Raw genomic sequence first — 26,992 nt, 5'->3', positions numbered from 1 at the left:
CGGATTAATCCGGCCGTGCTGCAAAGGGTTCGGCAGGTATTGGATGGCCGAGAAATTTCTCCATTGCGTCCGGCAGCGAAACCGATTCGCCGGAGAAAAACGCTTCGCGCAGTCCGCGACCGGTCTGTGTGTTGAACACACCTTCGCGTTCGACGCGCTTGAACGCTTCGGATGCCAGCACGCCTGACCATTTGTAGGCGTACACCGAGGCTTCGTAACCGGTGACCAGATAATCGAAACCGTTGGCAAACCGGCAATAGGCCGGCAGGTTCAGCTGCGGTATCTGTTGCAGCACCGTGTCGAAGCACTGTTGTACGTTGCGGCCATTGGCCTCGCTGCGGTGCAATTCAAGATCGAGCAGTGACTCGAGCAGTAGCGTCGCGGTATCGCGGCTGGTGTGCGCTGCGAGGGCGGTCAGCGCTGAGTTGATCCGCGGACGGCCCAACGGCACACGGTTCTGGTAATGCGCGGACAGCCACTCAAGAAGCTCGTCCGACAGGCTGAACTGCTCGAATAGCTGCCCGGCGAATTCCGCTGAGTCACGGCCCATTTGCGAGATACCCGAAAGGTTATGGTGAGGCGAGCGGGTCAGCACATGCTGCAGGCAATGCCCGAACTCGTGAAACAGTACGCGCAAATCCTTGTGCGACAGCACGCCGAGGTGGTCGCCGCTGATGGGCGGAAAATTACAATGGAGGATGGCGATCGGCAGGGCCGGCCGACCTTCTGCATTGATATGGTGGTCGCGCACGGTGTGGGTCATGGCATAGTCGGGTGCGTCCTGACGATGAAAGAGGTCGATGTAGATAAAGCCGATGACTTGATCGTATTCGCTGACTTCCAATAGCCGCACCGTTTCGTGCCAATGGCTGAGGTCTTTGCGCTCGGTCAGTTTGACGCCGAACAGATGCTCGATGAACTGGCAGAACCGGTTCAGCGTTTCGTCCAGTGCGAAATACTGGCGAAGGCCTTTGAGTGCGCTCGCCGAATGCTGCTGGCGCCATTGTTCAACGAAATAGTCGAAATCCCAGGCCTGCAACTCTTCGACTCCATGAGTTGCGGCGAATGCCTGCAAGACCCGTGTGTCCTGTTCCAGCGCTGCTTGATTGTGCGCGATCTGCTGTTTCAGGAACGCTTCGACCTGAACCGGTGAGGCAGCCATTTGCTGGGAAAGGCGCAAATGAGCAAAGCTCTCAAACCCGAGCAATCGGGCTTGCTCATGGCGCAGCGCGAGCAGTTTCTGCAAGACCGGGCCGTTGTCAAACCGGCCAGCATGCGGCCCCTGATCCGAGGCCCGGGTGTTGAAGGCGATAAAATACGCCTCACGCAAACGGCGGTCGCGCGCATTTTTCATCAGGTATTCATAAGTGTTGTGATCGAGCGTCAGCAGCCGGCCGGTTTTTCCGGCCTGACGCGCGTTGAGCGCCAATCGATCCCTGAACTCCACAGACAGCCCATCAAGCGTGGCAATGTCGTCGATCTGACGGGTCCAGGCCGCGTTGCTGCGCTGCAGATTGATCAAGAATATTTGCTGTTGAAGGTCAATTTCGCCGGTAAGCGTGGCCAGCCGCTGTCGTTGTTCGGCGGGCAATTCAATGCCTGTCAGACGGAAACCGAGCAGGGTTTTGGCCAGCGATGCCTTGCGAAACGCATCGAAGCTAGCGGCGATCGGGCTCCGCTCCAGACCTTGATACGTGCGATAAAGCGCCAGGTTGGCAAATTTCTGCGAGCGGTAGCGCTTCGCTGTCAGGCTGCACTGCGCGCTTTGCGCTAGCCATTCGGGGTCAGCGCCTTTGACCGTGTCGAGCACTTCGACGATGGCGATGGTTTCGGCGATCCGTGCGTCGGCTTCGTCGATGGCGACCACCAGATCATCCCAGTTCGGGTGGACGGTCTGCGTGGCGATCACCTCGGCGATGATCCGCTGGTTGTCAGCAACGATGGCATCGAAGGCGGGGATCAGATGTTCGGCTTGTATCTCGGACCAGGCCGGCAGTTGCCAGCGTTGCAGCAGGGGGTTGGCAGGGGGCATCGCGTCTTCCTTGACCGTAGGCTGAAAAACTCAGCCTACGGTCAAGGCGCGAAGATCAGGCGGTAAAGGAATACCACCTCGCAGCGGTGACTTTACTCGTCAGATTTTTTCTTCAGTTTCGGATTGGGGAAAAACTGCACCGCCTGGACTTTCTTGTCCGCTGGCGGCTTGAGCGCGCTGGTATTGACCCGCGTGCCCAATTCCTTGGGCACCGACAGCCCTTGCTCATTCAGAGTGTCCGAATAACCGCAGGCCACGCACTCGCGGTGCGGCACGCCGTCCTCATTCCACATCATCAACTTGTCCGGCTCGCTGCACGCCGGGCAGACCGCCCCGGCGATAAAGCGCTTTTTGGTAATCACAGGGCCGTCGCTCATGCTGCCGCATCCTCACTCAGGCCGCTATGGCGCAACAGCGCGTCAATCGACGGCTCACGGCCACGGAAGTCGACGAACAGCACCATCGGTGCCTGCGAGCCGCCGCGCGCCAGAATCGCTTCGCGGAACGCCCGACCGGTGTCAGCGTTGAGCACACCGTCTTCCTCGAATTTCGAGAAGGCATCGGCGGACAACACTTCAGCCCACTTGTAGCTGTAGTAGCCCGCTGCATAACCACCAGCGAAGATGTGCGCAAAGCTGTTGGGGAAGCGGTTGTACGCCGGTGGACGCATGACCGAGACCTCATCACGCACGCCTTCGAGTACTTGCGCCACGCTGCGGCCGTCACCGTGGGTGGCGTGCAGTTCGAAGTCGAACAGCGAGAACTCCAGCTGACGCACCATCATCAGGCCGGACTGGAAGTTCTTCGCCGCGAGCATTTTTTCCAGCAGGTCCTGCGGCAGTGGCTCGCCGGTCTCGTAGTGGCCGGAAATCAGCGCAAGGCCTTCCGGCTCCCAGCACCAGTTTTCCATGAACTGGCTTGGCAACTCGACCGCGTCCCAGGCCACGCCGTTGATGCCCGATACGCCAGCGTGCTCGACGCGGGTCAGCAGGTGGTGCAGGCCATGGCCGAACTCGTGGAACAGCGTGGTCACTTCATCGTGGGTCAGCAGCGCCGGTTTACCGCTGTCGGCCGGGGTGAAGTTGCACACCAGATTGGCCACCGGGTTCTGCAGTACGCCGTCGACGGTACGGCGACGATCGCGGGCGCCGTCCATCCAGGCACCGCCGCGCTTGTTGGCGCGGGCGTACAGGTCGAAGAAGAAGCGGCCGACGTGCTGGCCGTTTTCCTTGATCTCGAACAGGCGTACGTCCGGGTGCCAGGTGTCGAAGCCTTTCTGCTCGGCGATCTCGATGCCGTACAGGCGCTGAACGATGGCGAACAGACCGCTGAGGACTTTATCGATCGGGAAGTAGGCGCGCAGGGTTTCCTGGGCGACGCTGTAGCGCTGCTCGCGCAGTTTTTCACCGTAGAAACCGCTGTCCCAGCTTTGCAGGTCGGCGCAGCCCTGTTCGGCGGCGTAAGCGCGCAGCTGTTGCAGATCCTGCGCGGCGAATGGCTTGCTGCGCTGGGCCAGATCACGCAGGAAACTCAGCACCTGATCGCTGGATTCCGCCATTTTTGTCGCCAGACTCAGCTCGGCGAAACTGGCGAAGCCCAGCAGTTGCGCCAGTTCCTGGCGCAGGTCGAGGATCTCTTCCATCACCGGGCCGTTGTCGTTCTGGCCGGCGTTCGGGCCTTGATCCGAGGCGCGGGTGCAGTAGGCGGCGTAGACTTCCTCACGCAACGTACGGTCCTGCGCGTAGGTCATCACCGCGTAATAGCTCGGGAATTCCAGGGTGATCAGCCAGCCGTCGAGGCCTTTGGCTTGCGCGGCGGCGGCCATTTGCGCCTTGGCCGAGTCGGTCAGGCCGGCGAGGGCGGCGTCGTCGGTGACGTGCTTGGTCCACGCCTGAGTGGCGTCGAGCAGTTGGTTGGAGAAGCGGCTGCCCAGCTCGGACAGTTTGCTCTGCACTTCGGCGTAGCGCTTCTGCTCGGCTTCCGGCAGATCGATACCCGACAGGCGGAAGTCGCGCAGCGCGTGTTCCAGAATGGTTTTCTGCGCGACGTCGAAACCGGCGGCTTCCGGGCTGTTGGCCAATGCTTCATAGGCCTGGAACAGTTCGCGGTTCTGACCCATCTCGGTGGAGTAGGCGCTCAGGGCCGGCAGGCAGGACTCGTAGGCTTCCCGCAGTTCGGCGCTGTTGCACACGGCGTTGAGATGGCTGACCGGGCTCCACGCCGCACCGAGGCGATCGTTGAGTTCGTCCATCGCCAATACCAGACCGGCCCAGGTCGGGTTCTTGCCTTGAGTCTTGAGGATTTCGGCGATGGCGGCGCGGTTGTCCGCGAGGATGGTTTCGATGGCGGGCAGGACGTGTTCGGCACGGATCGTGGAGAACGGCGGCAGGTCGTAGGACTGCAAAAGAGGGTTGTTCACGCTCACGGTTGGCACCTTGGCTGGAAGAAACATGCGCCCATCTTAATTACAATCGACACTCACCGCAGCTATCGGCGACAGAGAGAGAACTAATCGTGTCCCTTCGCAAATACCAGAATCACACCCCCCGCTTGAGCAAAGGCGCATTCGTCGACGGTTCGGCGGTGGTGATCGGCGACGTCGAAATTGGCGAAGACAGCTCGGTCTGGCCGCTGACGGTGATCCGTGGCGACATGCACCGTATCCGCATCGGGGCGCGCACCAGCGTGCAGGACGTCTGCGTGTTGCACATCACCCATGCCGGCCCGTTCAACCCGGACGGTTTTCCATTGCTGATCGGCGATGACGTGACCATCGCTCACAAGGTCATGCTGCATGGCTGCACCGTCGGCAGCCGCGTGCTGATCGGCATGGGCAGCATCGTCATGGACGGCGCCGTGGTTGAAGACGATGTGATCATCGGCGCCGGCAGCCTGGTACCGCCGGGCAAGCGCCTGCAGAGCGGCTTCCTGTATGTCGGCAGCCCGGTAAAACAGGTGCGGGCGCTGACTGACAAGGAAAACGCCTTCTTCACTTACAGCGCGGCGAACTACGTCAAGCTCAAGGACCTGCATCTGGCCGAAGGCTACGACCAGCTCTGAATCGCCCTACACCTGCTCGGGAATTTCCATGCATTACCAGACCGTACTGTTCGACCTCGATGGCACCCTGACCGACCCGCGTGAGGGCATCACCCGCTCCATCCAGTTTGCGTTGGCCAATCTCGGCATCGACGAACCGGATCTGAGCAAACTGGAACACTTCATCGGCCCGCCGCTGCTGCAAGCGTTCATGCAGTTTTACGATTTCGACGAAGCCAAGGCCTGGGAGGCGGTGAATTTCTATCGCGAGCGCTTCAAGGTCACCGGCCTCTACGAAAATCGAGTGTTCGATGGCGTGACGCCGCTGCTGGAAACCTTGAGCGGGCAGGGACGGCAGTTGTACATCGCTACCTCCAAGCCGTGGGTGTTTGCCCGCGAAATCGCCCGGCATTTCGATTTTGCCCGGCATTTCAAAGTGATCTACGGCAGCGAACTGGACGGCACTCGGACCAACAAGGTCGAGTTGATCGCGCATTTACTGCAGGAAGAAGGGCTGGATCCGGCGCAGACACTGATGATCGGCGATCGCAAGCACGACCTGATCGGCGCACGCAGCAATGGCCTGGATGCAGCGGCGGTGGGCTATGGCTTTGGAAGTTTTGAAGAGCTGAATGCCGAGGCGCCGGCTTATCACTTTGAAACGCTGGATGCGTTGCATCAGGCATTCCTGCGGCGCGGATGAGTCCGCTTTCGCGAGCAAGCCCGCTCCTGCGTTTGGAATGCATTCCCCCTGTGGGAGCGGGTGTGCTCGCGAAAAGACCGGCTCAGCCAATGTGAAATCAGGATGCTGCCAACGCTCTGAGCGCCGACTTGCGCTCATCAACCGGCAACTTCCCCAAGCGTTCCACCTCGGCATAAAACTTCGGCCAATCCCCACCGACCTGTTGGAACAACGCCGCAAACGCCGGCACCCACTGGTCATACAGCCCGAACGGCAGCAACCGCGCGTTGTTCAGCGGCGCATTGACCCAGGCGTCATAACGCTTGTCTGCGGCCCACCGACTGTCGCGCATTACCCGATAGTCGCTGCGCAAGCGCTCGAACTCCTCCGCTTTGCGCTCACGCATCTGCTCGGCGGGCAATGGTTGCGCATAGAGTTTTTCCAGCCGTGAGCGCGTGTCGAGAACGAGGCTGATGAACTGCTCACGCTGCTTGAGCCTGGCATCCGACTCCGCCGGCAACCCGCGAAACGCGCGCCACTGCCGCGTGCCTTCCTGCTCGACAAACGTGGCAAATGACTCGTTGAACTCGGTGTCGTCCTTCACATAGAAGCGCTGGTGCGCCAGCTCATGAAAAATCAGCGTGGCCAGCCGCTCGTCGCCCCAGCCCATCATCGAGTTGAGGATCGGGTCATCGAACCAGCCAAGCGTCGAGTACGCCTCGACACCGCCGATCGATACGTCCATGCCCTCCAGTCGCTGAATCGCCGCTTCGCCACGGGCGGCGCTCTGGCTGTAGTAGCCGCGGTACGCCACGCAGCCGGCAATCGGAAAGCAGTGATTTTGCGGCGTGAGGGAAAACTCCTCGGTGGCGAACACATTCCACACCACGAACGGCCGGCCAATGTCGGCGTACAGGCGATAGCTTCGGTTGTCCGGCAGGTGCAGGTGCTCGCTGGCGAACAGGCGAGCCTTCTGTGATTGGGCCAGATGCGCGCGCAATTTGGCGTCGCGGGCTGGGTCGGCAATGACCTTCTCGACCGGCTCCCGCGCGCGCAGCAGTCGCAGTTGTCCGCTGGCGAGCTGGCTGTAGTAGCTGACGCCGGCGCAACCGTTGAGCAACAAAAGCAACACACCCGGAAACAAAATCGGAAAAACGCGATCAAGTAACCCAAGGCTGGAAAACGGCCTGATCAAAATAAGAAATTCCCCGGAAAGTCTGCCCCAAGACTATCCCGCCTCAAGGAGCTCCGCTATGCGCATGTTGATGCTGACAGGTGGCCTGCTGACGCTGGCCGGTTGTGCCGGATTTGGAATGCCCGATCCCGACCCCTCGCAAGCCTGGATTGATCTCGACGCCCGCCAACACGACACGGCGCTGCAAGCCGTGCAAGTCGATGCCACGCAGGCCATCGATAAACGCTATTTCGAGGTGCAGCCCGGCAGCCATGAGCTTAAAGTTCGCTATCAATTTCCGGTCGAGGCCACCAACATCGGCCCGAATGCCGAGCCGTTGCGGCGTGATTGCCAGTTGAACGTAAAATTCAAGGATTTTAACGCCGGCCAACGCTATCAGTTGCAGGCTGGCAGCATCGGCTTCCGGCCTTGGGCCAAGCTTTATGACGAACAGCGCAAGGTAGTTGGTCAGGGCACACCGGCGGGCTGTCAGAGCAGTTGATCGGCGCTATGCTGGAAAACCCTCGTTTCCAGGACATTGAATCATGCGCAAGTTGACGACATTGCTCGCCGCCAGTGTGCTCGCCGGCTGCCAGACCCCGCTGCCGGCGGCCGATCCAGACAAAGCCTGGGTAGACTTCGCCATGCCTACCCCCGGCGGCAAAGTGCTGATGGCCGAGCGCCTGGATAAACAGCGCTTGCGCGACGGACGGTTTTTTCAGGTAACGCCCGGTAGTCATGAGCTCACCGTGCGCTTTGACTTCGAAGTATTCGGGGGTGGTCAGGGCATGGATACCGATCCGCAAGAGCGGCTGTGTTACATGACCGTGCCCTATGAACACTTCGAGGCCGGGCAGCGTTACCGCCTTGAGGCCCGATCGCTGGCCTTCACGCCAAGCGCACGCTTGATCAATCGTCAGGGGCAGATCGTTGCCAACGAGCGGCAGATCAATTGCGTGCCGTGACGGACATTCAGCTATCGTTTTTCTGATAAATGATTCGTTTGGTGCCGTTCTCGCAAGAACCGACGATCATGGCCGAGTCGTGCTGCTTCGCCTCTTCCGCCGTGATGATTTCCAGGGTGTACGAGGGGATCGCCTTCGCCTGAATCTTGATTTCGATTTCCTTTCTGAGCTCTTCGCAGTCCTTCGGGGCTGCGATAGCGGACGTGGCCAGTGCACTGCAAAGGATCGCCAAGCCAATACGTTTCATCGATGAAGCTCCTTGAGGCAGCGCGCACGGGCGTGCGCTGAAGCTGCTGTCGATTATTCGACCACAGTTTTACAGAGCGGGTTCTGACTTTGCTCACACCTTGTATTAATTGCCGGCCGCTGAGCTGGTTTCGAGATTGCCTTCACGAGCAGGCTCGCTCCCACAGGGGATCTGCGACGTGCACAAATCCCCTGTGGGAGCGAGCCTGCTCGCGAAGGCGTCAGCCCGGCAAACGTCGGATCAGCTGACCAGCGAAGCCTCAAGGGTGATCTTCGCATTCAGGACCTTGGAAACCGGGCAACCTTCCTTGGCCTTGTTGCTCAGCTCTTCAAACTGCTGCTGAGTCGCGCCCGGGATCTTCGCCTTGAGAATCAGCTTCACTGCAGTGATCGCAAAACCACCTTCAACCTGATCGAGGGTGACTTCGGCGTTGGTGTCGATACTGTCTGCCTTGAGGCCGGCATCGCCGAGAATCATCGAGAATGCCATGGAGAAGCAGCCGGCATGGGCCGCACCGATCAGTTCTTCGGGGTTGGTGCCTTTGCCGCCTTCAAAGCGCGCCTTGAAGCCGTACGGCGCTTCTCGCAGCACGCCGGTTTCGGTGGAGATCGAGCCGAGACCGGTTTTCAGATCGCCTTCCCAATGCGCCGATGCCTTTTTCACGATAGCCATGTCTGCCTCCTCAAATGTGGCGCGGTACGCCGCGCCTTCGCGGTTTTTACTAGCAAGGCTTCTGAGGATAGACGGCGGAACAAAGTTCAGCCTGGCTGAATCGTTGACTTTTTTAGTAGGAAATTTCGCCGCTGCTATTGAATCTCGGGTATATGCCCTCATTCCATAAAACACGCTTATGGATTTGGCAGGTTTTCGTTCGCAAAGAAAAACCTGCCTCCCCACCCGGAGATGCAGGTTCATGAAAAAACTGTCCGACGTTAAATTTTCCACTCTCGACCTGGTGCCCGTGCGCGAAAACGGCAGCGCAGCGCAATCGCTGCGCAACTCGCTGGATCTGGCGCAGCATGCCGAGAAATTCGGCTACACGCGCTTCTGGGTCGCCGAACACCACAACATGGACGGCATCGCCAGTTCAGCGACATCGGTGTTGCTCGGCTATCTCGCCGGTGGCACGTCGACGATTCGTGTCGGTTCCGGCGGGGTAATGCTGCCCAACCATGCGCCGCTGGTCATTGCCGAGCAGTTCGGCACCCTAGAGAGCCTGTACCCGGGACGAATCGACCTGGGATTGGGCCGCGCGCCCGGCTCAGACCAGATGACCGCCCGCGCTTTGCGCCGCGAACGCTCGGGCAGTGCTGACGATTTTCCCGAAGACGTCGCCGAGCTGATGCGCTACCTCGGTCCGCGCACGCCGGAACAACGGGTGATCGCCATGCCCGGCACCGGCACCAACGTGCCGGTCTGGCTGCTCGGTTCGAGCCTGTTCAGTGCACAACTGGCCGGCGAGCGCGGCCTGCCTTACGCCTTCGCCTCGCACTTCGCGCCGCGCTTCATGCATGAGGCGATTCGCATCTACCGCAACCACTTCAAGCCATCGGCGGTGCTCGACAAGCCGTACGTGATGCTCGGTGTGCCGTTGGTGGCAGCGGATACCGACGAGCAAGCCGATTACCTGGCGACGTCGGTGTACCAGCGAATTCTTGCGCTGATGCGTGGGCAGAGCCTGGTGCAGCGTCCGCCGGTTAAAACCATGGACGGCCTGTGGCTGCCCCATGAGCGCGAGGCGGTGGGCGATTTCCTCGGCCTGGCGATGGTCGGCGGCCCGCAGAAGATCCGCGCCAAACTTGAAGTGTTGATCGAGCAGACCCAGGCGGATGAGCTGATTTTCACCAGTGATCTTTACGAACACGCCGATCGCATCCATTCCTACGAACTGCTGGCCCAAGTCATGAAGGGATAAAGCGAACCCCTGTAGGAGCTGTCGAGTGCAACGAGGCTGCGATCTTTTGATTGTGATTTGAAATCAAGAACAAAAGATCGCAGCATGCTGCAGCTCCTGCCCACAAAATCATCGCCCACAAAAAAGCCGACGCATCCACGTCGGCTTTTGTATTTCAGACGCAATCAACCGCGCTTGTAGACGATGTCCTTGCTTCCGCCTTCGCAACTGCCGACGACGTCACCGTCAGCCGCTGCGCCCTTGTCGACAACCTCCAGCGAATAACCGGAAACGCCTTTGGCGTCGAGCTTGGCTGCGATTTCGCTTTTCAGTTCTTCACATGGCTTGCCGGCTGCAAACGCACCACCCGCAAGGCTTAACAAACCTACTGCCAACATGAACTTCTTCATCGGTCGCACTCCCTGGTCGGATTGAAAGAGGCGGGCATCGAGTCATCTACCCGATACGCTCACCTTGTAGCGCTTTGCCATTCCCTATGGCACTCGGCCAGCGCGCAAGTTCAGAAGACTGGACCAAACTCAGCTGGCGACAATCTTGAAGCCGACCTTCAGCGTGACCTGAAAGTGCGCCACCTGGCCGTTTTCGATATGGCCACGGGTTTCGGTCACTTCAAACCATTCCAGATTGCGCAGGGTCTTGTTGGCCTCGGCCAGCGCATTGTTGATGGCGTCCTCGATGCTGGTGGTGGACGAACCGACCAGTTCGACTTTCTTGTACGTGTGATGGTCACTCATGGCGATCTCCTTGGGTTGGAATGGCGTGTGAAATTGAGCCTAGCAGGCAATTGCACTGTTGATTTCGGCGCCGCTACGCTGCCGAAGTTCAGAATTTCTGCACTTTCTCGACATGCTGAAGTCCCAACCAACACACGCCACTCATCACCAATGCAGGAGAGCCACCATGGCCAACACCTCTTTACGTAAAGCCTCGTTGCAAAGCATGGAAGCCGAGATCGAGAGTCTGCTCAAATCGTTGGAAAGCTTGAAAGACGATGCTTCGGACGAGTCGCGCAAGACCCTCAAGGCGCTGAAAAGCAATGCTGAAAGTGCGCTGAAGCACTCGCGTCACCTGCTCAGCGACGCCTATGAAGAAGTCAAAGTCAAAACCCGCGAGACCGGCATCGCCACGCGTGACTACGCCCAGGAACACCCATGGACCACAGCCGGCGTGGCTGTCGGTGCAATCGGCTTGCTTGCTGCCTATTTTCTGTTCAAACGCGGTGAGTGATCAGGCTGGCGCAGCTCGTTTTTGAGCCACTGCGCCAGTTGCCGAGCGCGCCCGTCCGCGGCGCGCTTGGGTAGCCACAACGCCAGTTGCGCCGGGGTTTCGCAGAAGCCCCACGGCGCAACCAGGCGACCCGCCTTCAGATCTTCGATTACCAATGGCTCCGGTGCGATTGCTACACCGAGACCTGCAACAGCCGCTTCCAGCAAATAATACAAATGCTCGAATCCTTGCCCGAGCTTTAACGCCTTGGCGTCGAGGTTGTTTTCCTGCGCCCAGCTGGGCCAGGCCTGCGGGCGAGAGGTGGTGTGCAGCAAGGGCTCGTTGAGCAGTTCTGCGGCGCCAGCGGCTTGCAGCTTTCGATAGCCGCTGAACAACGGGCTCATGACCGGGCCAATGCGTTCCGCTGCCAGTTCATAGACCTGCATATCGGCTGGCCACGGCGGCTCGGCGAACAGCAACAGCGCATCCAGTCCCGGGCGCCTTGGATCGAGGTCGCCTTCACCGGCAGACAGGTGCAAACGCAAGTCCGGCAGATCGGCATTCAGCCGCCCCAGGCGCGGAATAAACCAGCGCGCCAGCAGGCTACCGGAACACCCGAGCACAAACGGCGCATCGGCAGTGCTTTGGGTCAATTCCGCACAAACACTGCGCAACCGGTCGAACGCCTCAGCGCTGGCATCGCGCAGGCGCACGCCGGCATCTGTGAGTTTCAAGCCGCGCCCATCCTTGACAAACAGGCTCACGCCGAGATGTTCTTCAAGCACCTTGAGCTGGCGGCTGACCGCGCCGTGGGTGACATGCAGCTGCTCGGCGGCCTGGCTAACGCTGTTCAGGCGGGCGGTGGCCTCGAAGGCGCGCAAGGCATTCAACGGGGGAAGGTCGTGGTTCATGGTATCTGTGAGTTTTCCTGACAGGTTTCGGCGATCTTATCGGTTTTCAGTCCAGAGCGTCAGAGGTAGAGTGGGCGTCATTGCCTTCTGGCCGAATTCACCTGGAGCGACCCATGACCCAGACTTCGAACACCTCTGATCTGCGTAACGGCCCTGACGCCAACGGCCTTTTTGGTGCGTTCGGTGGCCGTTATGTAGCGGAAACCCTGATGCCGTTGATCCTCGACCTGGCCCGCGAATACGAAGCGGCCAAGGAAGATCCGGCATTCAAGGAAGAATTGGCCTACTTCCAGCGTGATTACGTCGGACGTCCGAGCCCGCTGTATTTCGCCGAACGCCTGACTGAGTTCTGCGGCGGTGCGAAGATCTACCTCAAGCGTGAAGAGCTGAACCACACCGGCGCGCACAAGATCAACAACTGCATCGGCCAGATTCTGCTGGCGCGGCGCATGGGCAAGAAGCGCATCATCGCCGAAACCGGCGCCGGCATGCACGGCGTGGCCACGGCCACCGTTGCTGCGCGTTTCGGTCTCGATTGCGTGATCTACATGGGCACCACCGACATCGAACGTCAGCAGGCCAACGTCTTCCGGATGAAGCTGCTCGGCGCTGAAGTCATTCCGGTCGTGGCTGGCACCGGCACCCTGAAAGACGCGATGAACGAAGCCCTGCGTGACTGGGTGACCAACGTCGACAACACCTTCTATCTGATCGGCACTGTGGCCGGCCCACACCCTTATCCAGCAATGGTCCGCGACTTCCAGGCCGTCATCGGCAAGGAAACCCGCGATCAACTGCAAGCTCAGGAAGGTCGTCTGCCGGACAGCCTGGTGGCGTGCATCGGTGGCGGTTCCAACGCCATGGGCCTGTTCCACCCGTTCCTCGACGACAAGAGCGTTGAGATCATCGGCGTCGAAGCCGCCGGTTACGGCATCGAAACCGGCAAGCACGCGGCCAGTCTCAACGGCGGTGTGCCGGGCGTGCTGCACGGTAACCGCACCTTCCTGCTGCAGGACGACGACGGCCAGATCATCGACGCCCACTCGATTTCCGCCGGCCTCGACTATCCGGGCATCGGCCCTGAACACGCCTGGTTGCATGACATCGGCCGCGTCCAGTACACCTCGGTGACTGACGATGAAGCGCTCGAAGCGTTCCACAAATGCTGCCGTCTGGAGGGAATCATTCCTGCCCTGGAAAGCGCTCACGCCCTGGCGGAAGTGTTCAAACGCGCACCGAATCTGCCGAAGGAACACCTGATGGTGGTCAACCTCTCGGGCCGAGGTGACAAGGACATGCAAACCGTAATGCACCATATGCAACAGTCGCAGCAGGAGAAACACTGATGAGCCGCCTGCAAACCCGCTTTGCCGACCTCAAGCAACAGAACCGGGCCGCGTTGGTGACTTTCGTCACCGCTGGCGATCCTGACTACGACACTTCGCTGGCGATTCTCAAAGGCTTGCCGGCGGCGGGCGCCGATGTGATCGAACTGGGCATGCCGTTCACCGATCCGATGGCCGATGGCCCGGCAATCCAGTTGGCCAACATTCGCGCACTGGGCGCCAAACAGAATCTGCTGAAAACCCTGCGAATGGTTCGCGAGTTCCGTGAAGGCAACAGCGACACGCCGCTGGTGTTGATGGGTTATTTCAACCCGATCCATAAGTTCGGCGTCGAGCGTTTCATCGCCGACGCCAAGGATGCCGGCGTCGATGGCCTGATCGTGGTCGACATGCCGCCAGAGCACAACGAAGAACTGTGCGACCCGGCGCAGGCTGCCGGTCTGGATTTCATTCGCCTGACCACGCCGACCACCGACGACGCGCGTCTGCCCCGCGTGCTCAATGGCAGTTCCGGTTTCGTCTATTACGTGTCGGTGGCCGGCGTCACTGGCGCCGGTGCGGCGACCCTGGAGCATGTGGAAGAGGCGGTTGCACGTCTGCGTCGGCATACCGATTTGCCGATCAGCATCGGTTTCGGTATCCGAACACCGGAGCAGGCTGCGGCCATCGCGCGTCTGGCTGACGGCGTGGTGGTGGGCTCAGCGTTGATTGATCACATCGCCAGCGCCGATACGCCTGAGCAGGCCATCGATGGCGTGTTGAGTCTGTGTTCGGCGCTGTCCCAAGGCGTGCGCAAAGCGCGCGTCTAAGACCGCAGAGGAAAATAAAAAGGCTTCAGAACAAGCGTTCTGAAGCCTTTTTTGTGCTCATGGTAATTGCAGTCCGCCCGAGGCCTTGTGCAGTTTGCGCAAATGCTCGCCGATCTGCTTGACGTTGGCCTCGCTGGCGGCAATCTCGGCGGCGCGCTTGGGTTCGAGCAGCTTGCGCACTTCGCTATCAAGGTCGCCGGACAGCGCCAGCAGCTTCTTCTGCCGCTGGCTGCTTTCCGCTTCCAGTCGGCCAAACTCGCTCGGCTGCGGCAGTCCGTAACCTTTGGAGTCGAGCAATTCCGCCGGGCGGCTGAGGAAGCCACTGTTGGCGAGGATCTCCTGCAGGGTCGCGTTGGCTTTGTCCATGCCGCCATTTTCCAGCTCGCGGGCGCCGAGATAGCGTTGCTTGACCTCATCCTGGGCCAGCAACAACTGCCGGCGGAAACTCGCCTGCTCGAGCAGCAACAGCGCGGCACTGGTGCGCAGGTCGGCGCGGTCGAACCATTCGCGGCGTTGTTCAGCGCTGAGTGACAGCCAGTCTTCGACGGTGGTCTGCTTGATCGGTAGTTGCTTCTTCAGCACATCGAACATCGCTTGATAACGATCGCGGAACGAGTCGAAGCGATAACCCAGGCGCAAAGCTTCTTTCGGATCGTCGAGCACGCTGGTGTCGGCCAGGCCACGGCCTTTGAGCACTTCCAGCAAACCGTTGGGCATGATGCTGTCGAGGCCGACCAGTTGGCTGTTATTGCTGCCGCTGCGCAACAGTTTCAAGCCTTCTACCGCGCAGTTGTTGGACAGGAAGAAATAGTTGCCGTCGTAGCTCCAGTGCATCTCGGCAGCATGTTCGACGACGCCTTCGATTTCCTCACGAGACAGGTTCAGCGGCACCGAAGCGAGGCTGCGCAATTCGGTTTTGGTGTATTCGTCGATCACTTGCGCCAGCGGCAACACGAACAGCCGCGACGGGTATTTGCCGACCAGTCCGTCCCAGCTCGACAACTGCACATCGCCTACGAAGGCGCGATAGGACAGCACCAGGTGCTGATCCAGATCGAGGCGGCAGTCCGGGCCGCGAGGACGACCGGGCGCGCAAATGACCAGGCGCAGCATGCTGTGGCCCCAGCGGCTGACCCAGTTCTGATTGGCCTCGGCCAGCAGGTAATCGACCGCGTAGACGCGCTCCGGATCGACTTGCCCCAGAGGCTGCTTGGCGAAGTCATTGCCCGCATTGAGAAAGGCGAAGCTCTTGCTGCAGGTGTCCTTGGCCGCTGGCGCCCAGCCGAAATGCTCCTTGTAGTAGCGATACAGCGCCGGGCGGCGGCAGGCGTAGCTCGGGTCGAGGAGGAAGTACTCCATGTTGACCGCGACAAATTCCTTGGGGCTGGAGATTTCGTAAAGGTCGGGGCTGCGCGCGATCTGGCGGTTGTGCTGTTCGCGCTCGCCACGGCGGCCGACGTATTGCTGCCACCCGGCCAGGTCGAGCAGGCGCGGGTCGTCGCTGATGGTGAAGCGGCGACCGTTCTGCCCGCGACACTCATCGGGAATGCCGATCAGCCCGGCGCTATTGAAGCGCCGGGTGCAGCGCTGGATCAACGTGCGCTCGACACTTGGCCATAAACGCGCGCGGTCGTAGATATGAGTGATTTCGTGCAGCACCGTGGCGAGCAGTTCCTGACGCACAGTGCCGTGGGGGCGATTGGTTTTCTCTTTTGCCGCGCTGCCATCGGTGAGACTGGCGAGCAGCTTGCGATTCAGATCGAGCTCGGATACCAGCGTCGCCTGGCCGTAAGCATTGGCAGGCATGTCGTCGGTCCAGCCGACATCAATACGCCGATCCAGCCGCTCGATGAAGCTCGGCGGCAGTTTCGTCATGGCCTCATCGATCAGCGCCTGACTGGCCTGTTTTTGAGCCGGGCTCAGACCCTCGGTCTTGAGCCGCAATTGCAGGCCGGCGTGGGCGCTGTTGCCAAGCAGCAACAACGCCCCGGCCAGCAGCCAGGCGCCAACGGACCTCACAGTGCGAGGATGGCTTCGGCGAGTACCTGATCACTGGCGTCGCGCGCTTCCGGCACACGAGTACGCAAGGTGTTGAGGGCGGCTTCGAGGTGCGCACCACGGATGTCGCCGTTGCTGGCGACGAAACTGGCGGCGTCGTCGTGGGCTTCGCGGATGATTTTCGAATCGCGAATCGACGTGGTGGTATCAGAGGTGAAATCGATGGTGCGCTGGGAGGCACGAACGATGATGTTACTGGTGGCTACCAGGGTGTGCGCCTGGGCCACATCGGCCAACACAAACAGGCCAAGGGCGGCAGCAATCAGCGGGCTACGCATGGAACGACTCCGGAAGGACAAGGATAACTATTGGACGAGAATTGCCTCTGCCAGTTCAAGGTCGCTGGCATGAAGTTTCGGCCGGGTTTTGCGCAGGTAATGCAGCGCGGATTCCAGCCGTGCGCCTCGCCATTCACCGTCACTGGCGACGAAGGCCGCCGCGTCATCATGGGCGGCGAGCAGCAGTTTACGGTCGAACGGCGCAGAAGACACCATGCTGGTCGCGTAACCGCTGACAACCGTGCCTTGAGTCGACGCATTGAAAGCATCGAAGGCGTTGGCGGACATCGCCCAGCAGGCCGTGAATAAAGTAGAAGAGATGAGCAGAGTTGGAAGAAAGCGCATGGGACTCGACAACTGTTAACGAGCCTGAAGGCTAGCGCAAATGCCCGGGCCAGAGCCAGCCTTGAAACATCGGGACACGGCTGGCGTGTCCCGCAATGCAGCGAACGATCAGAGGGTCAGAATGGCCTGAGCCAATTGGGCATCGGTGGCATTGAGTTGTGGCGCCTGATGGCGGATGTGGTCGAGCGCGCTTTCCAGCTTCACCCCACGGATATCGCCTTCGCTGGCTACGAAGCTGGCGGCATCGTCGCGGGCAGCGAGGACGATCTTGTCGTCACGGAACGAGGAGGTCACATCGGAAGTGGCGTCGGATGTGGCTTTCAGCGCGCCGACGATCGAGTCGGTGGTCACGATGAAGCTGGTAGCGTTGGCGTTGGCAGCTACCGCCAACAGGGCAGCGGCACTGAGCAGACGAAGACGGGTCATGGTGAAACTCCTTTGGATAAACCGTAGTGAGAGGTGGCTCGGTATCTGAGGAGTCAGACGCCTTTTGCGCAACGTTCGCCACGTTCTGCATGGATTTTAGGCTGCCAGATGCGGTTCGCCCAGTGGTGGCCAGTGATACTCCAAAGTCTCTGGATAACTGTACTGGTGGTAGTTAATCTGTTCGTAAATTGTACTTGTGCTCGTTCATTTATGCGTTTTAGAGCATTCAAGGCCCCTGAAACGACAAAACCCGTCGTGGTTGCCCACGACGGGTTCTGCTTGTGCAATTCGGGTTGCTGGCGGTGGGTCTTGCGACCAGAGCCAGCGACGCTGCTTAGCGCCAGAACGGCTTGCTCAGCTCTTCGTAGCGTTGAGCTTCGCTGATGCCGGCGTCAGCCAGCAAACGCGAATCCAGACGGGCCAATTGATGGCGGCTGGAGATGCGGCGCTGCCACAACATCAGGTTGGCAATAACGCGCAGAGGCAGGGAAGCCTGGGTGTTTACAGCTTTGTCTTCGAAGAACAGTTCGGAACTGAGTGTACGTTCCATGGTTGACATCCTTCCGCTTGTGGCGGGATCAGGTAGTGGTTTGACTGGTGCCCATGATCCTCTCGTTTGGATAGTCTCTGTAGATACAGTTCATTTGTATTGTGAGTGAGCAGTTAACTGTTTATGGATGGTGTACGGGTCGAAATTGGGCAAACTGTACCTGTCCGCACATTAATGGTGCGATTTTGCCTTTTGAGAGAGCTCGTGTAGGGTTTTGCTGTAGGAAATGACCAGTACAGTAGTACAGTTTTATACGGTTATGCTTCAGCTAATCTTCCCACCGACGCAAATTGTGTTTGCGCCGGTGTTGATCTGTGTGATTTACACCGCAAGCATGCGCCCGGTTTCTTCCAGGTTCATATGCCAGCTCAGGGCTTCGCGCAAAATATGTGGGGTGTGACCGCCAACAGCGCAAGCAGCGCTGAAGTAATCATTCAGTGCCGGACGAAAGTCCGGGTGCACGCAGTTGTCGATGATCACCCGCGCTCGCTCGCGTGGCGCCAGGCCGCGCAAATCGGCCAGCCCGACTTCGGTCACCAGAATGTCGACGTCATGCTCGGTATGGTCGACGTGGCTGACCATCGGCACCACACTGGAAATGGCGCCGCCCTTGGCGATCGACTTGGTCACGAATACAGCCAGATGCGCATTGCGCGCGAAATCGCCCGAACCGCCGATGCCGTTCATCATCCGCGTGCCGCAGACATGGGTGGAATTGACGTTGCCGTAGATATCGAATTCCAGCGCGGTGTTGATGCCGATGATGCCTAGGCGGCGCACCACCTCGGGGTGATTGGAGATCTCCTGCGGCCTTAGAATCAGCTTGTCCTTGTACTTTTCCAGGTTGCCGAACACGTCGCTGTTGCGCCGCTCGGACAAGGTGATCGAGCTGCCTGAGGCGAAGCTCAGCTTGCCGGCGTCGATCAGGTCGAAGGTCGAGTCCTGCAGCACTTCGGAATACATGGTCAGGTCTTCGAACGGCGAGTCGATCAAGCCACACATCACCGCGTTGGCAATGTTGCCGATGCCGGCCTGCAGCGGGCCGAGCTTGTTGGTCATGCGCCCGGCCGCAACTTCCTGCTTGAAAAAGGTGATCAGGTGTTCAGCAATGGCATGGGTATCAACGTCCGGTACTGACACGGTGGACGGCGAGTCCGACTGCTGGGTGATGACAATCGCAACGATCTTTTCAGGCGGAATCGGAATCGCCGTACTGCCGATGCGATCGTCGACTTTTACCAGCGGGATTGGCGTGCGCGTCGGACGGTACGTCGGGATATAGATGTCGTGCAGGCCTTCGAGGTTGGCGTTGTGCGCCAGGTTGATCTCGACGATGACCTGCTTGGCGAAGATCGCGAAGCTGGCCGAGTTGCCCACCGAAGTAGTTGGCACAATATGGCCCTGTTCGGTGATGGCGACTGCCTCGATGACGGCAATGTCCGGCAGCTTCAACTGCTGGTTGCGCAACTGCTCGACCGTTTCCGAGAGATGCTGGTCGATGAACATCACTTCGCCGGCGTTGATCGCCTTGCGCAAGGTGCTGTCGACCTGGAACGGCATGCGCCGCGACAGCACGCCGGCCTCGGTCAGTTGCTTGTCGAGGTCGTTGCCCAGGCTGGCGCCGGTCATGAGGCTGATCTTCAGCGGAGTGACCTTGGCGCGCTCGGCCAGTGCGTGAGGAACGGCTTTGGCTTCGCCGGCGCGGGTGAAACCGCTCATGCCGACGGTCATGCCGTCCTCAATCAGAGCAGCGGCGTCGGCAGCGCTCATCACTTTATCCAACAACGAAGGCAGGCGAATACGGTCACGGTACATGGATTATTATCTCGGGCAACGAGTAGCAGGATGCGCAGTCTAGTGAATTTGGCCGGCGCCTGTCCCGCTACCAAGGTCGCAAACGAGGCCTCTATTTAGCGGGCTTGAAGTAAAACACCGTTACCGGATCTGCAACAACGCGGCAAATTGTCCACTGTCCGGCGCAAACAAAAACGCCCCGACAAGTCGGGGCGTTCGCTGTTGCAAGGGTGAATTACTCGACCGCTTTGACCATGTCTTCGATGACCTTCTTCGCATCGCCGAAGACCATCATGGTCTTGTCCAGGTAAAACAGTTCGTTGTCCAGACCGGCATAGCCGCTGGCCATCGAGCGCTTGTTGACGATGATGGTCTTGGCCTTGAACGCCTCGAGAATCGGCATGCCGGCAATCGGCGATTTCGGATCGTTCTTCGCGGCCGGGTTGACCACGTCGTTCGCGCCGAGCACCAGTACCACGTCGGCCTGACCGAACTCGGAGTTGATGTCTTCCATCTCGAACACCTGATCGTAAGGCACTTCGGCCTCGGCGAGCAGGACGTTCATGTGCCCAGGCATGCGACCGGCCACCGGGTGAATCGCGTACTTCACGGTTACGCCGCGATGGGTCAGCTTCTCGGTCAGTTCCTTCAGTGCGTGTTGCGCACGGGCTACCGCCAGACCATAACCCGGCACGATGATCACGGTGTCGGCGTTGGTCAGCAGGAAGGTTGCGTCGTCCGCCGAGCCGGATTTCACCGGGCGGGCTTCCTGCGCACCGGCAGGACCTGCATCGGCCGTATTACCGAAACCGCCAAGCAATACATTAAAGAAGGAACGGTTCATCGCCTTGCACATGATGTACGAGAGGATCGCGCCGCTCGAACCCACCAGCGAGCCGGCAATGATCAGCATCGAGTTGTTCAGCGAGAAGCCGATCCCCGCCGCCGCCCAGCCCGAGTAGCTGTTGAGCATCGACACCACCACCGGCATATCGGCGCCGCCGATCGGGATGATGATCAGCACGCCCATCACGAACGCCAGCGCCAGCATCAGCGCGAACGCGGTGAGGTTGCCCGTGAACATGAAGGTCAGGCCGAGTGCCAGCGTGGCCAGGCCCAATACGGCGTTGAGCTTGTGCTGCCCGGCGAACTGTACCGGTGCGCCCTGGAACAGGCGGAATTTGTACTTGCCCGAGAGCTTGCCGAAGGCAATCACTGAGCCGGAGAAGGTGATCGCACCGATGGCTGCACCGAGGAACAGCTCCAGACGGTTGCCCGCCGGAATCGCGTCGCCCAGCTGTTTGACGATACCCAACGACTGCGGCTCAACCACCGCGGCGATAGCGATGAACACTGCCGCGAGGCCGATCATGCTGTGCATGAACGCAACCAGTTCCGGCATCTTGGTCATTTCAACGCGCTTGGCCATGATCGAACCGGCGGTGCCGCCGACCAGCAGCCCGACGATCACGTAACCGATCCCGGCAGTGGCAAGCTCAGCGCCTAACTTATAGATGAGGCCAACCGTAGTGATGATGGCCAGCGCCATGCCGAGCATGCCGAACAGGTTGCCGCGCCGCGAAGTGGTCGGGTGCGACAGGCCTTTGAGGGCCTGGATAAAGCAGATCGACGCGATCAGGTAGAGCGTCGTGACGAGATTCATGCTCATTACTTCGGCGCCTCTTCTTTTACTTTCGGGGCTTTCTTCTTGAACATCTCAAGCATGCGCCGGGTGACCAGGAAGCCACCAAACACGTTGACCGCTGCCAGTGCCACGGCGAGGGTGCCCATGGTTTTACCCAGCGGGGTGACGGTCAGTGCGGCGGCGAGCATCGCGCCGACGATGACGATCGCCGAGATCGCATTGGTGACTGCCATCAACGGCGTATGCAGCGCAGGTGTAACGTTCCAGACCACGTGGTAACCGACATAAATCGCCAGCACGAAGATGATCAGATTGTAGATACCGGGGGAGATAAGCTCTTCCATCGTCTGAATCCCTGCTTAGGCGTTTTTGCGGATGACTTGGCCGTCGCGGCACATCAGGCACGCGGCGACGATGTCGTCTTCGAGGTTGACGTCGAACTGGCCTTCCTTGGTGAACACCAGCTTGAGGAAGTCCAGCAGGTTGCGTGCGTACAGCGCCGAAGCATCGGCAGCCACTTCGCCGGCGAGGTTCGTCGGGCCGACGATGGTCACTCCGTTTTCCACAACGACCTGATCGGCCACGGTCAGCGGACAGTTGCCACCCTGAGCGGCGGCGAGGTCGATGACCACCGAGCCGGGTTTCATCTGCGCCACGGTTTGCGCGCTGAGCAGCGTCGGCGCCTTGCGGCCCGGAATCAGCGCAGTGGTGATGACGATATCGGCCTGCTTGGCGCGCTCGTGCACAGCCTGGGCCTGACGCTGCATCCAGCTCGCCGGCATCGGGCGCGCGTAACCGCCGACACCGACCGCGCATTCGCGTTCTTCATCGGTCTCGTAGGGCACATCGACGAACTTGGCGCCGAGGGATTCGATCTGCTCTTTTACCGCTGGACGTACGTCAGACGCTTCGATCACCGCACCCAGACGTTTCGCCGTGGCAATCGCCTGCAACCCGGCCACACCCGCGCCTAGAATCAGCACGCGCGCCGCTTTCACGGTGCCCGCAGCGGTCATCAGCATCGGCATGAAGCGTGGGTAATAGTGAGCCGCGAGCAACACCGCTTTGTAGCCGGCGATGTTCGCCTGCGAAGACAACACATCAAGACTCTGCGCCCGCGAGGTGCGCGGCGCCGCTTCAAGAGCGAACGCGGTAATCCCGCACTCGGCCATTTTGGCGATGGTTTCGTTGTTGAACGGGTTGAGCATGCCCACCAGCACCGTGCCGCGCTTGATCAGCGTCAGTTCGGCATCGCTTGGCGCGACCACTTTGAGAATCAGCTCGGCGCCAAACGCGTCATTGGCGCTGCCAATGCTTGCGCCGGCCGCTTCATAGGCACTGTCGACGACACTGGCTTTGACGCCAGCCCCGCTTTGTACAGTGACCTTATGGCCTTGACTGATCAGCTTCTTGATGGTTTCCGGGGTTGCAGCAACCCGTGTTTCACCGATCTGGGTTTCGAGAGGAACACCAATGTGCACGTCAAATCTCCTGCGTGATCTTATTGAGTAAACCCAGGCACTACGGATGGTGCGACTGGGGCGGCCGATCAGCACGATCCCGCCAAATCAAGGCGGGGCGCGGCATTTTGCAGGCGAACTTTGAGCCCTTCAAGGGATTATGACGGGTGACGGAAAATTAACTACAAGTCATGCCGTGACCGAATGTCGCAGACGGCCAGTTGAAGCCCTTGCAGGCCGTGCTCTGCAAGGATTCTGGCTGAATATTTAGAAATTTCTGATAGGTGGCGTGAATAGGCAGCAATGTGTCGCCATTGAAGGCTCAAAGCCACGTCTTACGCCGCTTATGGGACGTCTGTACGACCTTCGGATACAGGCATTGAAATGGCGACAAATAGTTATATCTGTAGGGCTTTAAAATTCCTGACTACCGGGTTAGTAATCAATAAGAGCCTCTAGTCTTCTAGGCTGTAGCTCTTCGCCTGCTGTAACAACCAGTCACGAAATGCTTTCAGCGATGCAGATTCGACCTTTCGCTCAGGAATCATCAGGTAATACGCCTTGAAGCTGGAGAGCGCCTGGTGATTGGCGATCACCAAACGTTTTTCAGTCAGCTCTCGCTGAATCAGGAAGGGCGGAATCAGCGCAATGCCCATGTCGTGCATGGCTGCTTGGGCGAGCATGGAGAATAGCTCGTAGCGTGGGCCTGTCATGTCGCGGGGGATGTTTAGCTGTTGCGAGTCGAACCACTGACGCCAGGCGTACGGGCGGGTCGTCTGTTGCAGCAACGGTAATTCGGCGATGGCGTCAGCGTTCAGATGCGTTTGGTCGCCGAGCAGGGTCGGGCTGCACACGGGCATCGGATTCTCGCCCATCAACCTGTGGGACTCGGTACCGGACCAGTCGGCATCGCCGAAATAGATCGCCGCATCGAACTGCGTATCGGCAAACAGGAACGGGCGGGTGCGGTTGGTCAGGTTCACCGTGACTTCCGGATGCTTGTGCTGGAAATCCTTCAGACGCGGCAACAGCCATTGCGTGCCAAACGTGGGAACTACCGCCAGTTCAATTACATTGGCGCCTTGCTGACCCATAACCGACAACGTGTCGCGCTCGACGGCATCGAGCTGAGTCGCTACCCGGCGGCTGTAGGAAAGTCCTGCCTCAGTCAGTTTTACTCCGCGCCGTGAGCGTCGGAACAGTTCAACGCTGAGGAAGTCCTCAAGGCTGGCGATCTGTCGGCAAATGGCGCCTTGAGTGAGGGAAAGTTCTTCTGCGGCCCGCGTAAAGCTCTCATGGCGAGCGGCCGCTTCGAAACTGATCAGGGCGGCCGTGCTGGGTATCTTTCTGCGCATGTACGTCAACCTCACTAATGCGCCGCGTAAAAGGCTGTTCGCGACGTTTCGGAGTGAGAAATTAGCACAAGAGGTTGCGAAATCCTCGTTTGCTGCGGCGGCCAACCGCGCCTAGGATCAATGCCACGTTAATTCAGTCGATTTGCGAGGACATACTCATGGGCGGTAAAGCTAGCTTCAACTGGATCGATCCCCTGCTGCTGGATCAACAGCTCACCGAAGAAGAGCGCATGATCCGCGACACCGCCGAGCAGTTCGCTCAACAGAGCCTGGCGCCGCGTGTCCTTGAAGCATTCCGCCATGAAAAGACAGACCCGGCGATCTTCCGCGAGATGGGCGAAGTCGGCCTGCTCGGGGCGACTATCCCCGAGCAATACGGTGGCAGCGGGCTGAATTACGTCAGTTATGGTCTGATCGCGCGTGAGGTCGAGCGCGTCGACTCCGGCTACCGCTCGATGATGAGTGTCCAATCCTCACTGGTGATGGTGCCGATCAATGAATTCGGTACCGAAGCACAGAAACAGAAATACCTGCCAAAACTGGCTTCGGGCGAATGGATCGGCTGCTTTGGTCTGACCGAGCCGAACCACGGTTCCGATCCTGGCGCGATGATCACTCGGGCGCGCAAGGTCGATGGCGGCTACAGCCTGACCGGCGCAAAAATGTGGATCACCAACAGCCCGATCGCTGACGTGTTCGTGGTGTGGGCCAAGGATGACGCCGGCGACATTCGTGGCTTCGTTCTGGAGAAAGGCTGGAAAGGTCTGAGCGCTCCGGCGATTCACGGCAAGGTCGGCCTGCGCGCTTCGATCACCGGTGAGATCGTCATGGACAACGTGTTCGTGCCGCAAGAAAACATCTTCCCGGATGTCCGCGGCCTGAAAGGTCCGTTCACCTGCCTCAACTCGGCACGCTACGGCATTTCCTGGGGTGCGCTGGGTGCCGCCGAGTTTTGCTGGCACACCGCGCGTCAATACACTTTGGATCGTCAGCAATTCGGTCGCCCGTTAGCTGCGACTCAACTGGTACAGAAGAAGCTTGCCGACATGCAGACCGAGATCACTCTGGCGCTGCAAGGCTGCCTGCGTTTGGGTCGCATGAAGGATGAAGGTACCGCTGCGGTCGAAATCACTTCGATCATGAAGCGCAACTCCTGCGGCAAGTCGCTGGACATCGCCCGTATGGCGCGCGACATGCTTGGCGGCAACGGCATCTCCGATGAGTTCGGCGTGGCCCGTCATTTGGTCAACCTGGAAGTGGTGAATACCTATGAAGGTACCCACGACGTTCATGCGCTGATCCTCGGGCGTGCGCAAACCGGTCTGCAAGCGTTCTATTAATAGGAGGGCGGATCATGGGCGCGCTGTCGCATCTGCGGGTACTGGATTTATCGCGAGTGCTGGCCGGGCCTTGGGCCGGACAGATCCTCGCCGACCTTGGCGCCGAAGTGATCAAGGTAGAGCGCCCGGGTAATGGTGATGACACTCGGGCCTGGGGACCTCCCTTCCTTAAAGACGCTTACGGCGAGAACACGTCGGAAGCGGCTTATTATCTGTCGGCCAACCGCAACAAGCAGTCGGTGACCATCGACTTCACCCGCCCTGAAGGGCAGAAGCTGGTGCGCGACCTGGCGGCGAAGTCGGACATCCTCATCGAGAATTTCAAGGTGGGCGGTCTGGCGGCCTATGGCCTGGACTATGAATCGCTGAAGGTGCTCAACCCGAATCTGATCTACTGCTCCATCACCGGCTTCGGCCAGACCGGTCCGTACGCCAAGCGCGCCGGCTATGACTTCATGATTCAGGGCTTGGGCGGGCTGATGAGCATCACCGGTCGTCCTGAGGGGGATGAGGGCGCCGGGCCGGTGAAAGTCGGGGTGGCACTGACGGACATTCTCACCGGGCTATATTCTACAGTGGCGATTCTGGCGGCACTCGCTCACCGGGATCACGGCGGGAGTGGTCAGCACATTGACATGGCATTGCTGGATGTTCAGGTTGCTTGTCTGGCTAATCAGGCAATGAACTACCTGACAACGGGCGATGCGCCAAAGCGCTTGGGCAATGCTCACCCGAATATCGTGCCTTATCAGGACTTTCCTACAGCGGATGGCGACTTCATCCTCACCGTGGGTAATGACGGGCAGTTCCGCAAATTCGCCGAAGTCGCGGGACAACCGCACTGGGCGGATGATCCACGCTTTGCGACCAACAAATTGCGGGTGGCGAATCGCGCGGTGTTGATTCCATTGATCCGTCAGGCGACGGTCTTCAAGACGACGGCCGAGTGGGTTGCTCGGCTGGAGCAGGCGGGAGTGCCTTGTGGGCCGATCAATGATCTGTCGCAGGTCTTTGAGGATCAGCAGGTGAAGGCGCGCGGCCTAGCGATCGAGTTGCCGCATGCGTTGGCAGGGATGGTGCCTCAGGTGGCCAGTCCCATCCGGTTATCCAAGACTCCGGTCGAGTATCGTTTTGCGCCTCCTTTATTAGGTGAGCATACGCAGCAGGTTCTGCAGCGAGTATTGGGTCTTGACGCTGGTGCGGTAGCGGCGCTGAAGCAAGGGGGAGTCGTTTAAGTTCTTCTTCTATATAGAAGGCTCAGCTTTCTCGCCTGTTTGGATGTTTTTTGGCCAATCCGCAAGTAATTGAAAGAAAAGCGAAATTAACGGTTGACGGCAGATTCCAGAGGTCTATAATTCGCCCCACTTCCGGCGCAGTCGAAACGGAAAACTCCTTGAGATTCAAAGAGTTATGCG

The 26,992-nt window shown here is 59.6% G+C and carries 29 protein-coding genes; 10 read left to right on the top strand and 19 right to left on the bottom strand.

From position 1 onward, the window contains the following. Positions 1 to 4: 4 nt before the first annotated feature. From CXF97_RS17820 to prlC, 3 genes are all read right to left on the bottom strand, one after another. Positions 5 to 2,032, bottom strand: coding sequence for a M3 family metallopeptidase (locus CXF97_RS17820; protein WP_101159632.1), 2,028 nt, complete (start codon positions 2,030 to 2,032; stop codon positions 5 to 7). Positions 2,033 to 2,124: 92 nt separating this feature from the next. Further along, a complete protein-coding gene (locus CXF97_RS17815; protein ID WP_101159631.1) occupies positions 2,125 to 2,409 on the bottom strand; it encodes a YheV family putative zinc ribbon protein in 285 nt (94 codons plus the stop codon). Further along, entirely contained in the window at positions 2,406 to 4,484 is a 2,079-nt protein-coding gene (gene prlC, locus CXF97_RS17810) for an oligopeptidase A (protein ID WP_178081209.1), read from the bottom strand. The genes CXF97_RS17815 and prlC overlap by 4 nt, the downstream gene beginning before the upstream one ends. 62 nt (positions 4,485 to 4,546) lie before the next feature. On the opposite strand from prlC, the gene CXF97_RS17805 reads away from it, so the two are divergent. Beyond that, positions 4,547 to 5,092: a gamma carbonic anhydrase family protein gene (locus CXF97_RS17805; protein WP_101159630.1), complete on the top strand. Its 546-nt coding sequence runs from the start codon at positions 4,547 to 4,549 to the stop codon at positions 5,090 to 5,092. A gap of 28 nt (positions 5,093 to 5,120) precedes the next feature. Then, the gene (locus CXF97_RS17800; protein ID WP_101159629.1) at positions 5,121 to 5,774 is read left to right on the top strand and encodes an HAD family hydrolase; all 654 of its coding nucleotides are present in this window, start codon (positions 5,121 to 5,123) and stop codon (positions 5,772 to 5,774) included. A 97-nt stretch (positions 5,775 to 5,871) separates the two neighbouring features. Here CXF97_RS17800 and CXF97_RS17795 read toward each other — a convergent pair whose 3' ends face one another. Further along, positions 5,872 to 6,948 carry an aminopeptidase gene (locus CXF97_RS17795; RefSeq protein ID WP_101159628.1) on the bottom strand — a complete coding sequence of 359 codons (1,077 nt, stop codon included), beginning with the start codon at positions 6,946 to 6,948 and terminating at the stop codon, positions 5,872 to 5,874. A gap of 58 nt (positions 6,949 to 7,006) precedes the next feature. On the opposite strand from CXF97_RS17795, the gene CXF97_RS17790 reads away from it, so the two are divergent. After that, on the top strand, positions 7,007 to 7,429 hold the full coding sequence (locus CXF97_RS17790; RefSeq protein WP_101159627.1) for a hypothetical protein: 423 nt from the start codon (positions 7,007 to 7,009) through the stop codon (positions 7,427 to 7,429). Between the two features lie 43 nt (positions 7,430 to 7,472). Beyond that, on the top strand, positions 7,473 to 7,892 hold the full coding sequence (locus CXF97_RS17785) for a hypothetical protein (RefSeq protein WP_101159626.1): 420 nt from the start codon (positions 7,473 to 7,475) through the stop codon (positions 7,890 to 7,892). A 7-nt stretch (positions 7,893 to 7,899) separates the two neighbouring features. On the opposite strand, the gene CXF97_RS17780 is transcribed toward CXF97_RS17785, so the two are convergent. Both CXF97_RS17780 and CXF97_RS17775 read right to left on the bottom strand, forming a co-directional pair. Beyond that, positions 7,900 to 8,139, bottom strand: a complete 240-nt coding sequence (locus CXF97_RS17780; RefSeq protein WP_101159625.1) for a DUF1161 domain-containing protein — start codon at positions 8,137 to 8,139, stop codon at positions 7,900 to 7,902. 240 nt (positions 8,140 to 8,379) lie between these two features. Next, positions 8,380 to 8,811: an OsmC family protein gene (locus CXF97_RS17775; RefSeq protein ID WP_101159624.1), complete on the bottom strand. Its 432-nt coding sequence runs from the start codon at positions 8,809 to 8,811 to the stop codon at positions 8,380 to 8,382. 241 nt (positions 8,812 to 9,052) lie between these two features. Between CXF97_RS17775 and CXF97_RS17770 the strand changes: the two genes are divergently transcribed. Further along, the gene (locus CXF97_RS17770; protein WP_056791299.1) at positions 9,053 to 10,054 is read left to right on the top strand and encodes an LLM class flavin-dependent oxidoreductase; all 1,002 of its coding nucleotides are present in this window, start codon (positions 9,053 to 9,055) and stop codon (positions 10,052 to 10,054) included. A gap of 164 nt (positions 10,055 to 10,218) precedes the next feature. On the opposite strand, the gene CXF97_RS17765 is transcribed toward CXF97_RS17770, so the two are convergent. Then, positions 10,219 to 10,443, bottom strand: coding sequence for a DUF1161 domain-containing protein (locus CXF97_RS17765; protein ID WP_071173980.1), 225 nt, complete (start codon positions 10,441 to 10,443; stop codon positions 10,219 to 10,221). A 129-nt stretch (positions 10,444 to 10,572) separates the two neighbouring features. Then, the gene (locus CXF97_RS17760) at positions 10,573 to 10,788 is read right to left on the bottom strand and encodes a dodecin (RefSeq protein ID WP_039757080.1); all 216 of its coding nucleotides are present in this window, start codon (positions 10,786 to 10,788) and stop codon (positions 10,573 to 10,575) included. A gap of 166 nt (positions 10,789 to 10,954) precedes the next feature. Between CXF97_RS17760 and CXF97_RS17755 the strand changes: the two genes are divergently transcribed. Next, positions 10,955 to 11,281: a YqjD family protein gene (locus CXF97_RS17755; protein WP_039757078.1), complete on the top strand. Its 327-nt coding sequence runs from the start codon at positions 10,955 to 10,957 to the stop codon at positions 11,279 to 11,281. Here the strand turns inward: CXF97_RS17755 and CXF97_RS17750 are convergent. After that, entirely contained in the window at positions 11,254 to 12,171 is a 918-nt protein-coding gene (locus CXF97_RS17750; RefSeq protein WP_101159623.1) for a LysR family transcriptional regulator, read from the bottom strand. The two genes, CXF97_RS17755 and CXF97_RS17750, sit on opposite strands and share 28 nt — an antisense overlap. Positions 12,172 to 12,284: 113 nt before the next feature. Between CXF97_RS17750 and trpB the strand changes: the two genes are divergently transcribed. Both trpB and trpA read left to right on the top strand, forming a co-directional pair. After that, positions 12,285 to 13,517, top strand: a complete 1,233-nt coding sequence (gene trpB, locus CXF97_RS17745; protein WP_101159622.1) for a tryptophan synthase subunit beta — start codon at positions 12,285 to 12,287, stop codon at positions 13,515 to 13,517. Then, positions 13,517 to 14,326 carry a tryptophan synthase subunit alpha gene (trpA, locus tag CXF97_RS17740; protein WP_101159621.1) on the top strand — a complete coding sequence of 270 codons (810 nt, stop codon included), beginning with the start codon at positions 13,517 to 13,519 and terminating at the stop codon, positions 14,324 to 14,326. The genes trpB and trpA overlap by 1 nt, the downstream gene beginning before the upstream one ends. A gap of 57 nt (positions 14,327 to 14,383) precedes the next feature. Here the strand turns inward: trpA and CXF97_RS17735 are convergent, their stop codons facing one another. The 10 genes from CXF97_RS17735 to CXF97_RS17690 form a co-directional block, all read right to left on the bottom strand. Continuing rightward, positions 14,384 to 16,345, bottom strand: a complete 1,962-nt coding sequence (locus CXF97_RS17735) for a DUF4105 domain-containing protein (protein WP_101159620.1) — start codon at positions 16,343 to 16,345, stop codon at positions 14,384 to 14,386. Beyond that, positions 16,342 to 16,662, bottom strand: coding sequence for a DUF2388 domain-containing protein (locus CXF97_RS17730; protein ID WP_039757071.1), 321 nt, complete (start codon positions 16,660 to 16,662; stop codon positions 16,342 to 16,344). The genes CXF97_RS17735 and CXF97_RS17730 overlap by 4 nt, the downstream gene beginning before the upstream one ends. Positions 16,663 to 16,689: 27 nt before the next feature. After that, a complete protein-coding gene (locus tag CXF97_RS17725; protein WP_095182269.1) occupies positions 16,690 to 17,007 on the bottom strand; it encodes a DUF2388 domain-containing protein in 318 nt (105 codons plus the stop codon). Between the two features lie 108 nt (positions 17,008 to 17,115). Then, complete coding sequence (locus CXF97_RS17720; protein WP_101159619.1) at positions 17,116 to 17,433, bottom strand: DUF2388 domain-containing protein; 318 nt, start codon at positions 17,431 to 17,433, stop codon at positions 17,116 to 17,118. A 334-nt stretch (positions 17,434 to 17,767) separates the two neighbouring features. Beyond that, positions 17,768 to 17,983 (bottom strand): DUF1127 domain-containing protein, encoded by a 216-nt coding sequence (locus CXF97_RS17715; RefSeq protein ID WP_007911656.1) that lies wholly within the window; start codon positions 17,981 to 17,983, stop codon positions 17,768 to 17,770. A 321-nt stretch (positions 17,984 to 18,304) separates the two neighbouring features. Further along, positions 18,305 to 19,798 carry an acetyl-CoA hydrolase/transferase family protein gene (locus CXF97_RS17710; protein WP_101159618.1) on the bottom strand — a complete coding sequence of 498 codons (1,494 nt, stop codon included), beginning with the start codon at positions 19,796 to 19,798 and terminating at the stop codon, positions 18,305 to 18,307. A gap of 214 nt (positions 19,799 to 20,012) precedes the next feature. Beyond that, positions 20,013 to 21,446 (bottom strand): NAD(P)(+) transhydrogenase (Re/Si-specific) subunit beta, encoded by a 1,434-nt coding sequence (locus CXF97_RS17705; protein ID WP_101159617.1) that lies wholly within the window; start codon positions 21,444 to 21,446, stop codon positions 20,013 to 20,015. Beyond that, positions 21,446 to 21,766 carry an NAD(P) transhydrogenase subunit alpha gene (locus tag CXF97_RS17700; RefSeq protein WP_003187417.1) on the bottom strand — a complete coding sequence of 107 codons (321 nt, stop codon included), beginning with the start codon at positions 21,764 to 21,766 and terminating at the stop codon, positions 21,446 to 21,448. The genes CXF97_RS17705 and CXF97_RS17700 overlap by 1 nt, the downstream gene beginning before the upstream one ends. A 15-nt stretch (positions 21,767 to 21,781) precedes the next feature. Continuing rightward, on the bottom strand, positions 21,782 to 22,903 hold the full coding sequence (locus tag CXF97_RS17695; RefSeq protein WP_101159616.1) for a Re/Si-specific NAD(P)(+) transhydrogenase subunit alpha: 1,122 nt from the start codon (positions 22,901 to 22,903) through the stop codon (positions 21,782 to 21,784). A gap of 434 nt (positions 22,904 to 23,337) precedes the next feature. Next, a complete protein-coding gene (locus tag CXF97_RS17690; protein WP_101159615.1) occupies positions 23,338 to 24,237 on the bottom strand; it encodes a LysR family transcriptional regulator in 900 nt (299 codons plus the stop codon). Positions 24,238 to 24,395: 158 nt separating this feature from the next. Here CXF97_RS17690 and CXF97_RS17685 point away from each other — a divergent pair, with 158 nt between their 5' ends. Both CXF97_RS17685 and CXF97_RS17680 read left to right on the top strand, forming a co-directional pair. Next, on the top strand, positions 24,396 to 25,577 hold the full coding sequence (locus tag CXF97_RS17685) for an acyl-CoA dehydrogenase (RefSeq protein ID WP_101159614.1): 1,182 nt from the start codon (positions 24,396 to 24,398) through the stop codon (positions 25,575 to 25,577). A gap of 11 nt (positions 25,578 to 25,588) precedes the next feature. After that, on the top strand, positions 25,589 to 26,812 hold the full coding sequence (locus tag CXF97_RS17680) for a CaiB/BaiF CoA-transferase family protein (protein WP_178081214.1): 1,224 nt from the start codon (positions 25,589 to 25,591) through the stop codon (positions 26,810 to 26,812). Positions 26,813 to 26,992 lie beyond the last annotated feature (180 nt).

Origin of the sequence: Pseudomonas sp. Choline-02u-1 (genome assembly GCF_002836515.1) — a bacterium.
In the GTDB taxonomy this organism is placed as follows: domain Bacteria; phylum Pseudomonadota; class Gammaproteobacteria; order Pseudomonadales; family Pseudomonadaceae; genus Aquipseudomonas.
The sequence above is the reverse complement of the archived record's forward strand: the minus strand, read 5'-3'. Positions and strand labels throughout refer to the sequence as shown.

Excerpts from the sequence above, each read along its gene's own strand:
- CXF97_RS17820 (WP_101159632.1), bottom strand. The coding sequence starts at position 2,032 with ATGCCCCCTGCCAACCCCCTGCTGCAACGCTGGCAACTGCCGGCCTGG.
- CXF97_RS17815 (WP_101159631.1), bottom strand. The coding sequence starts at position 2,409 with ATGAGCGACGGCCCTGTGATTACCAAAAAGCGCTTTATCGCCGGGGCG.
- prlC (WP_178081209.1), bottom strand. The coding sequence starts at position 4,484 with ATGTTTCTTCCAGCCAAGGTGCCAACCGTGAGCGTGAACAACCCTCTT.
- CXF97_RS17800 (WP_101159629.1), top strand. The coding sequence starts at position 5,121 with ATGCATTACCAGACCGTACTGTTCGACCTCGATGGCACCCTGACCGAC.
- CXF97_RS17790 (WP_101159627.1), top strand. The coding sequence starts at position 7,007 with ATGCGCATGTTGATGCTGACAGGTGGCCTGCTGACGCTGGCCGGTTGT.
- CXF97_RS17785 (WP_101159626.1), top strand. The coding sequence starts at position 7,473 with ATGCGCAAGTTGACGACATTGCTCGCCGCCAGTGTGCTCGCCGGCTGC.
- CXF97_RS17780 (WP_101159625.1), bottom strand. The coding sequence starts at position 8,139 with ATGAAACGTATTGGCTTGGCGATCCTTTGCAGTGCACTGGCCACGTCC.
- CXF97_RS17775 (WP_101159624.1), bottom strand. The coding sequence starts at position 8,811 with ATGGCTATCGTGAAAAAGGCATCGGCGCATTGGGAAGGCGATCTGAAA.
- CXF97_RS17770 (WP_056791299.1), top strand. The coding sequence starts at position 9,053 with ATGAAAAAACTGTCCGACGTTAAATTTTCCACTCTCGACCTGGTGCCC.
- CXF97_RS17765 (WP_071173980.1), bottom strand. The coding sequence starts at position 10,443 with ATGAAGAAGTTCATGTTGGCAGTAGGTTTGTTAAGCCTTGCGGGTGGT.
- CXF97_RS17760 (WP_039757080.1), bottom strand. The coding sequence starts at position 10,788 with ATGAGTGACCATCACACGTACAAGAAAGTCGAACTGGTCGGTTCGTCC.
- CXF97_RS17755 (WP_039757078.1), top strand. The coding sequence starts at position 10,955 with ATGGCCAACACCTCTTTACGTAAAGCCTCGTTGCAAAGCATGGAAGCC.
- CXF97_RS17750 (WP_101159623.1), bottom strand. The coding sequence starts at position 12,171 with ATGAACCACGACCTTCCCCCGTTGAATGCCTTGCGCGCCTTCGAGGCC.
- trpB (WP_101159622.1), top strand. The coding sequence starts at position 12,285 with ATGACCCAGACTTCGAACACCTCTGATCTGCGTAACGGCCCTGACGCC.
- trpA (WP_101159621.1), top strand. The coding sequence starts at position 13,517 with ATGAGCCGCCTGCAAACCCGCTTTGCCGACCTCAAGCAACAGAACCGG.
- CXF97_RS17730 (WP_039757071.1), bottom strand. The coding sequence starts at position 16,662 with ATGCGTAGCCCGCTGATTGCTGCCGCCCTTGGCCTGTTTGTGTTGGCC.
- CXF97_RS17725 (WP_095182269.1), bottom strand. The coding sequence starts at position 17,007 with ATGCGCTTTCTTCCAACTCTGCTCATCTCTTCTACTTTATTCACGGCC.
- CXF97_RS17720 (WP_101159619.1), bottom strand. The coding sequence starts at position 17,433 with ATGACCCGTCTTCGTCTGCTCAGTGCCGCTGCCCTGTTGGCGGTAGCT.
- CXF97_RS17715 (WP_007911656.1), bottom strand. The coding sequence starts at position 17,983 with ATGGAACGTACACTCAGTTCCGAACTGTTCTTCGAAGACAAAGCTGTA.
- CXF97_RS17710 (WP_101159618.1), bottom strand. The coding sequence starts at position 19,798 with ATGTACCGTGACCGTATTCGCCTGCCTTCGTTGTTGGATAAAGTGATG.
- CXF97_RS17705 (WP_101159617.1), bottom strand. The coding sequence starts at position 21,446 with ATGAGCATGAATCTCGTCACGACGCTCTACCTGATCGCGTCGATCTGC.
- CXF97_RS17700 (WP_003187417.1), bottom strand. The coding sequence starts at position 21,766 with ATGGAAGAGCTTATCTCCCCCGGTATCTACAATCTGATCATCTTCGTG.
- CXF97_RS17690 (WP_101159615.1), bottom strand. The coding sequence starts at position 24,237 with ATGCGCAGAAAGATACCCAGCACGGCCGCCCTGATCAGTTTCGAAGCG.
- CXF97_RS17685 (WP_101159614.1), top strand. The coding sequence starts at position 24,396 with ATGGGCGGTAAAGCTAGCTTCAACTGGATCGATCCCCTGCTGCTGGAT.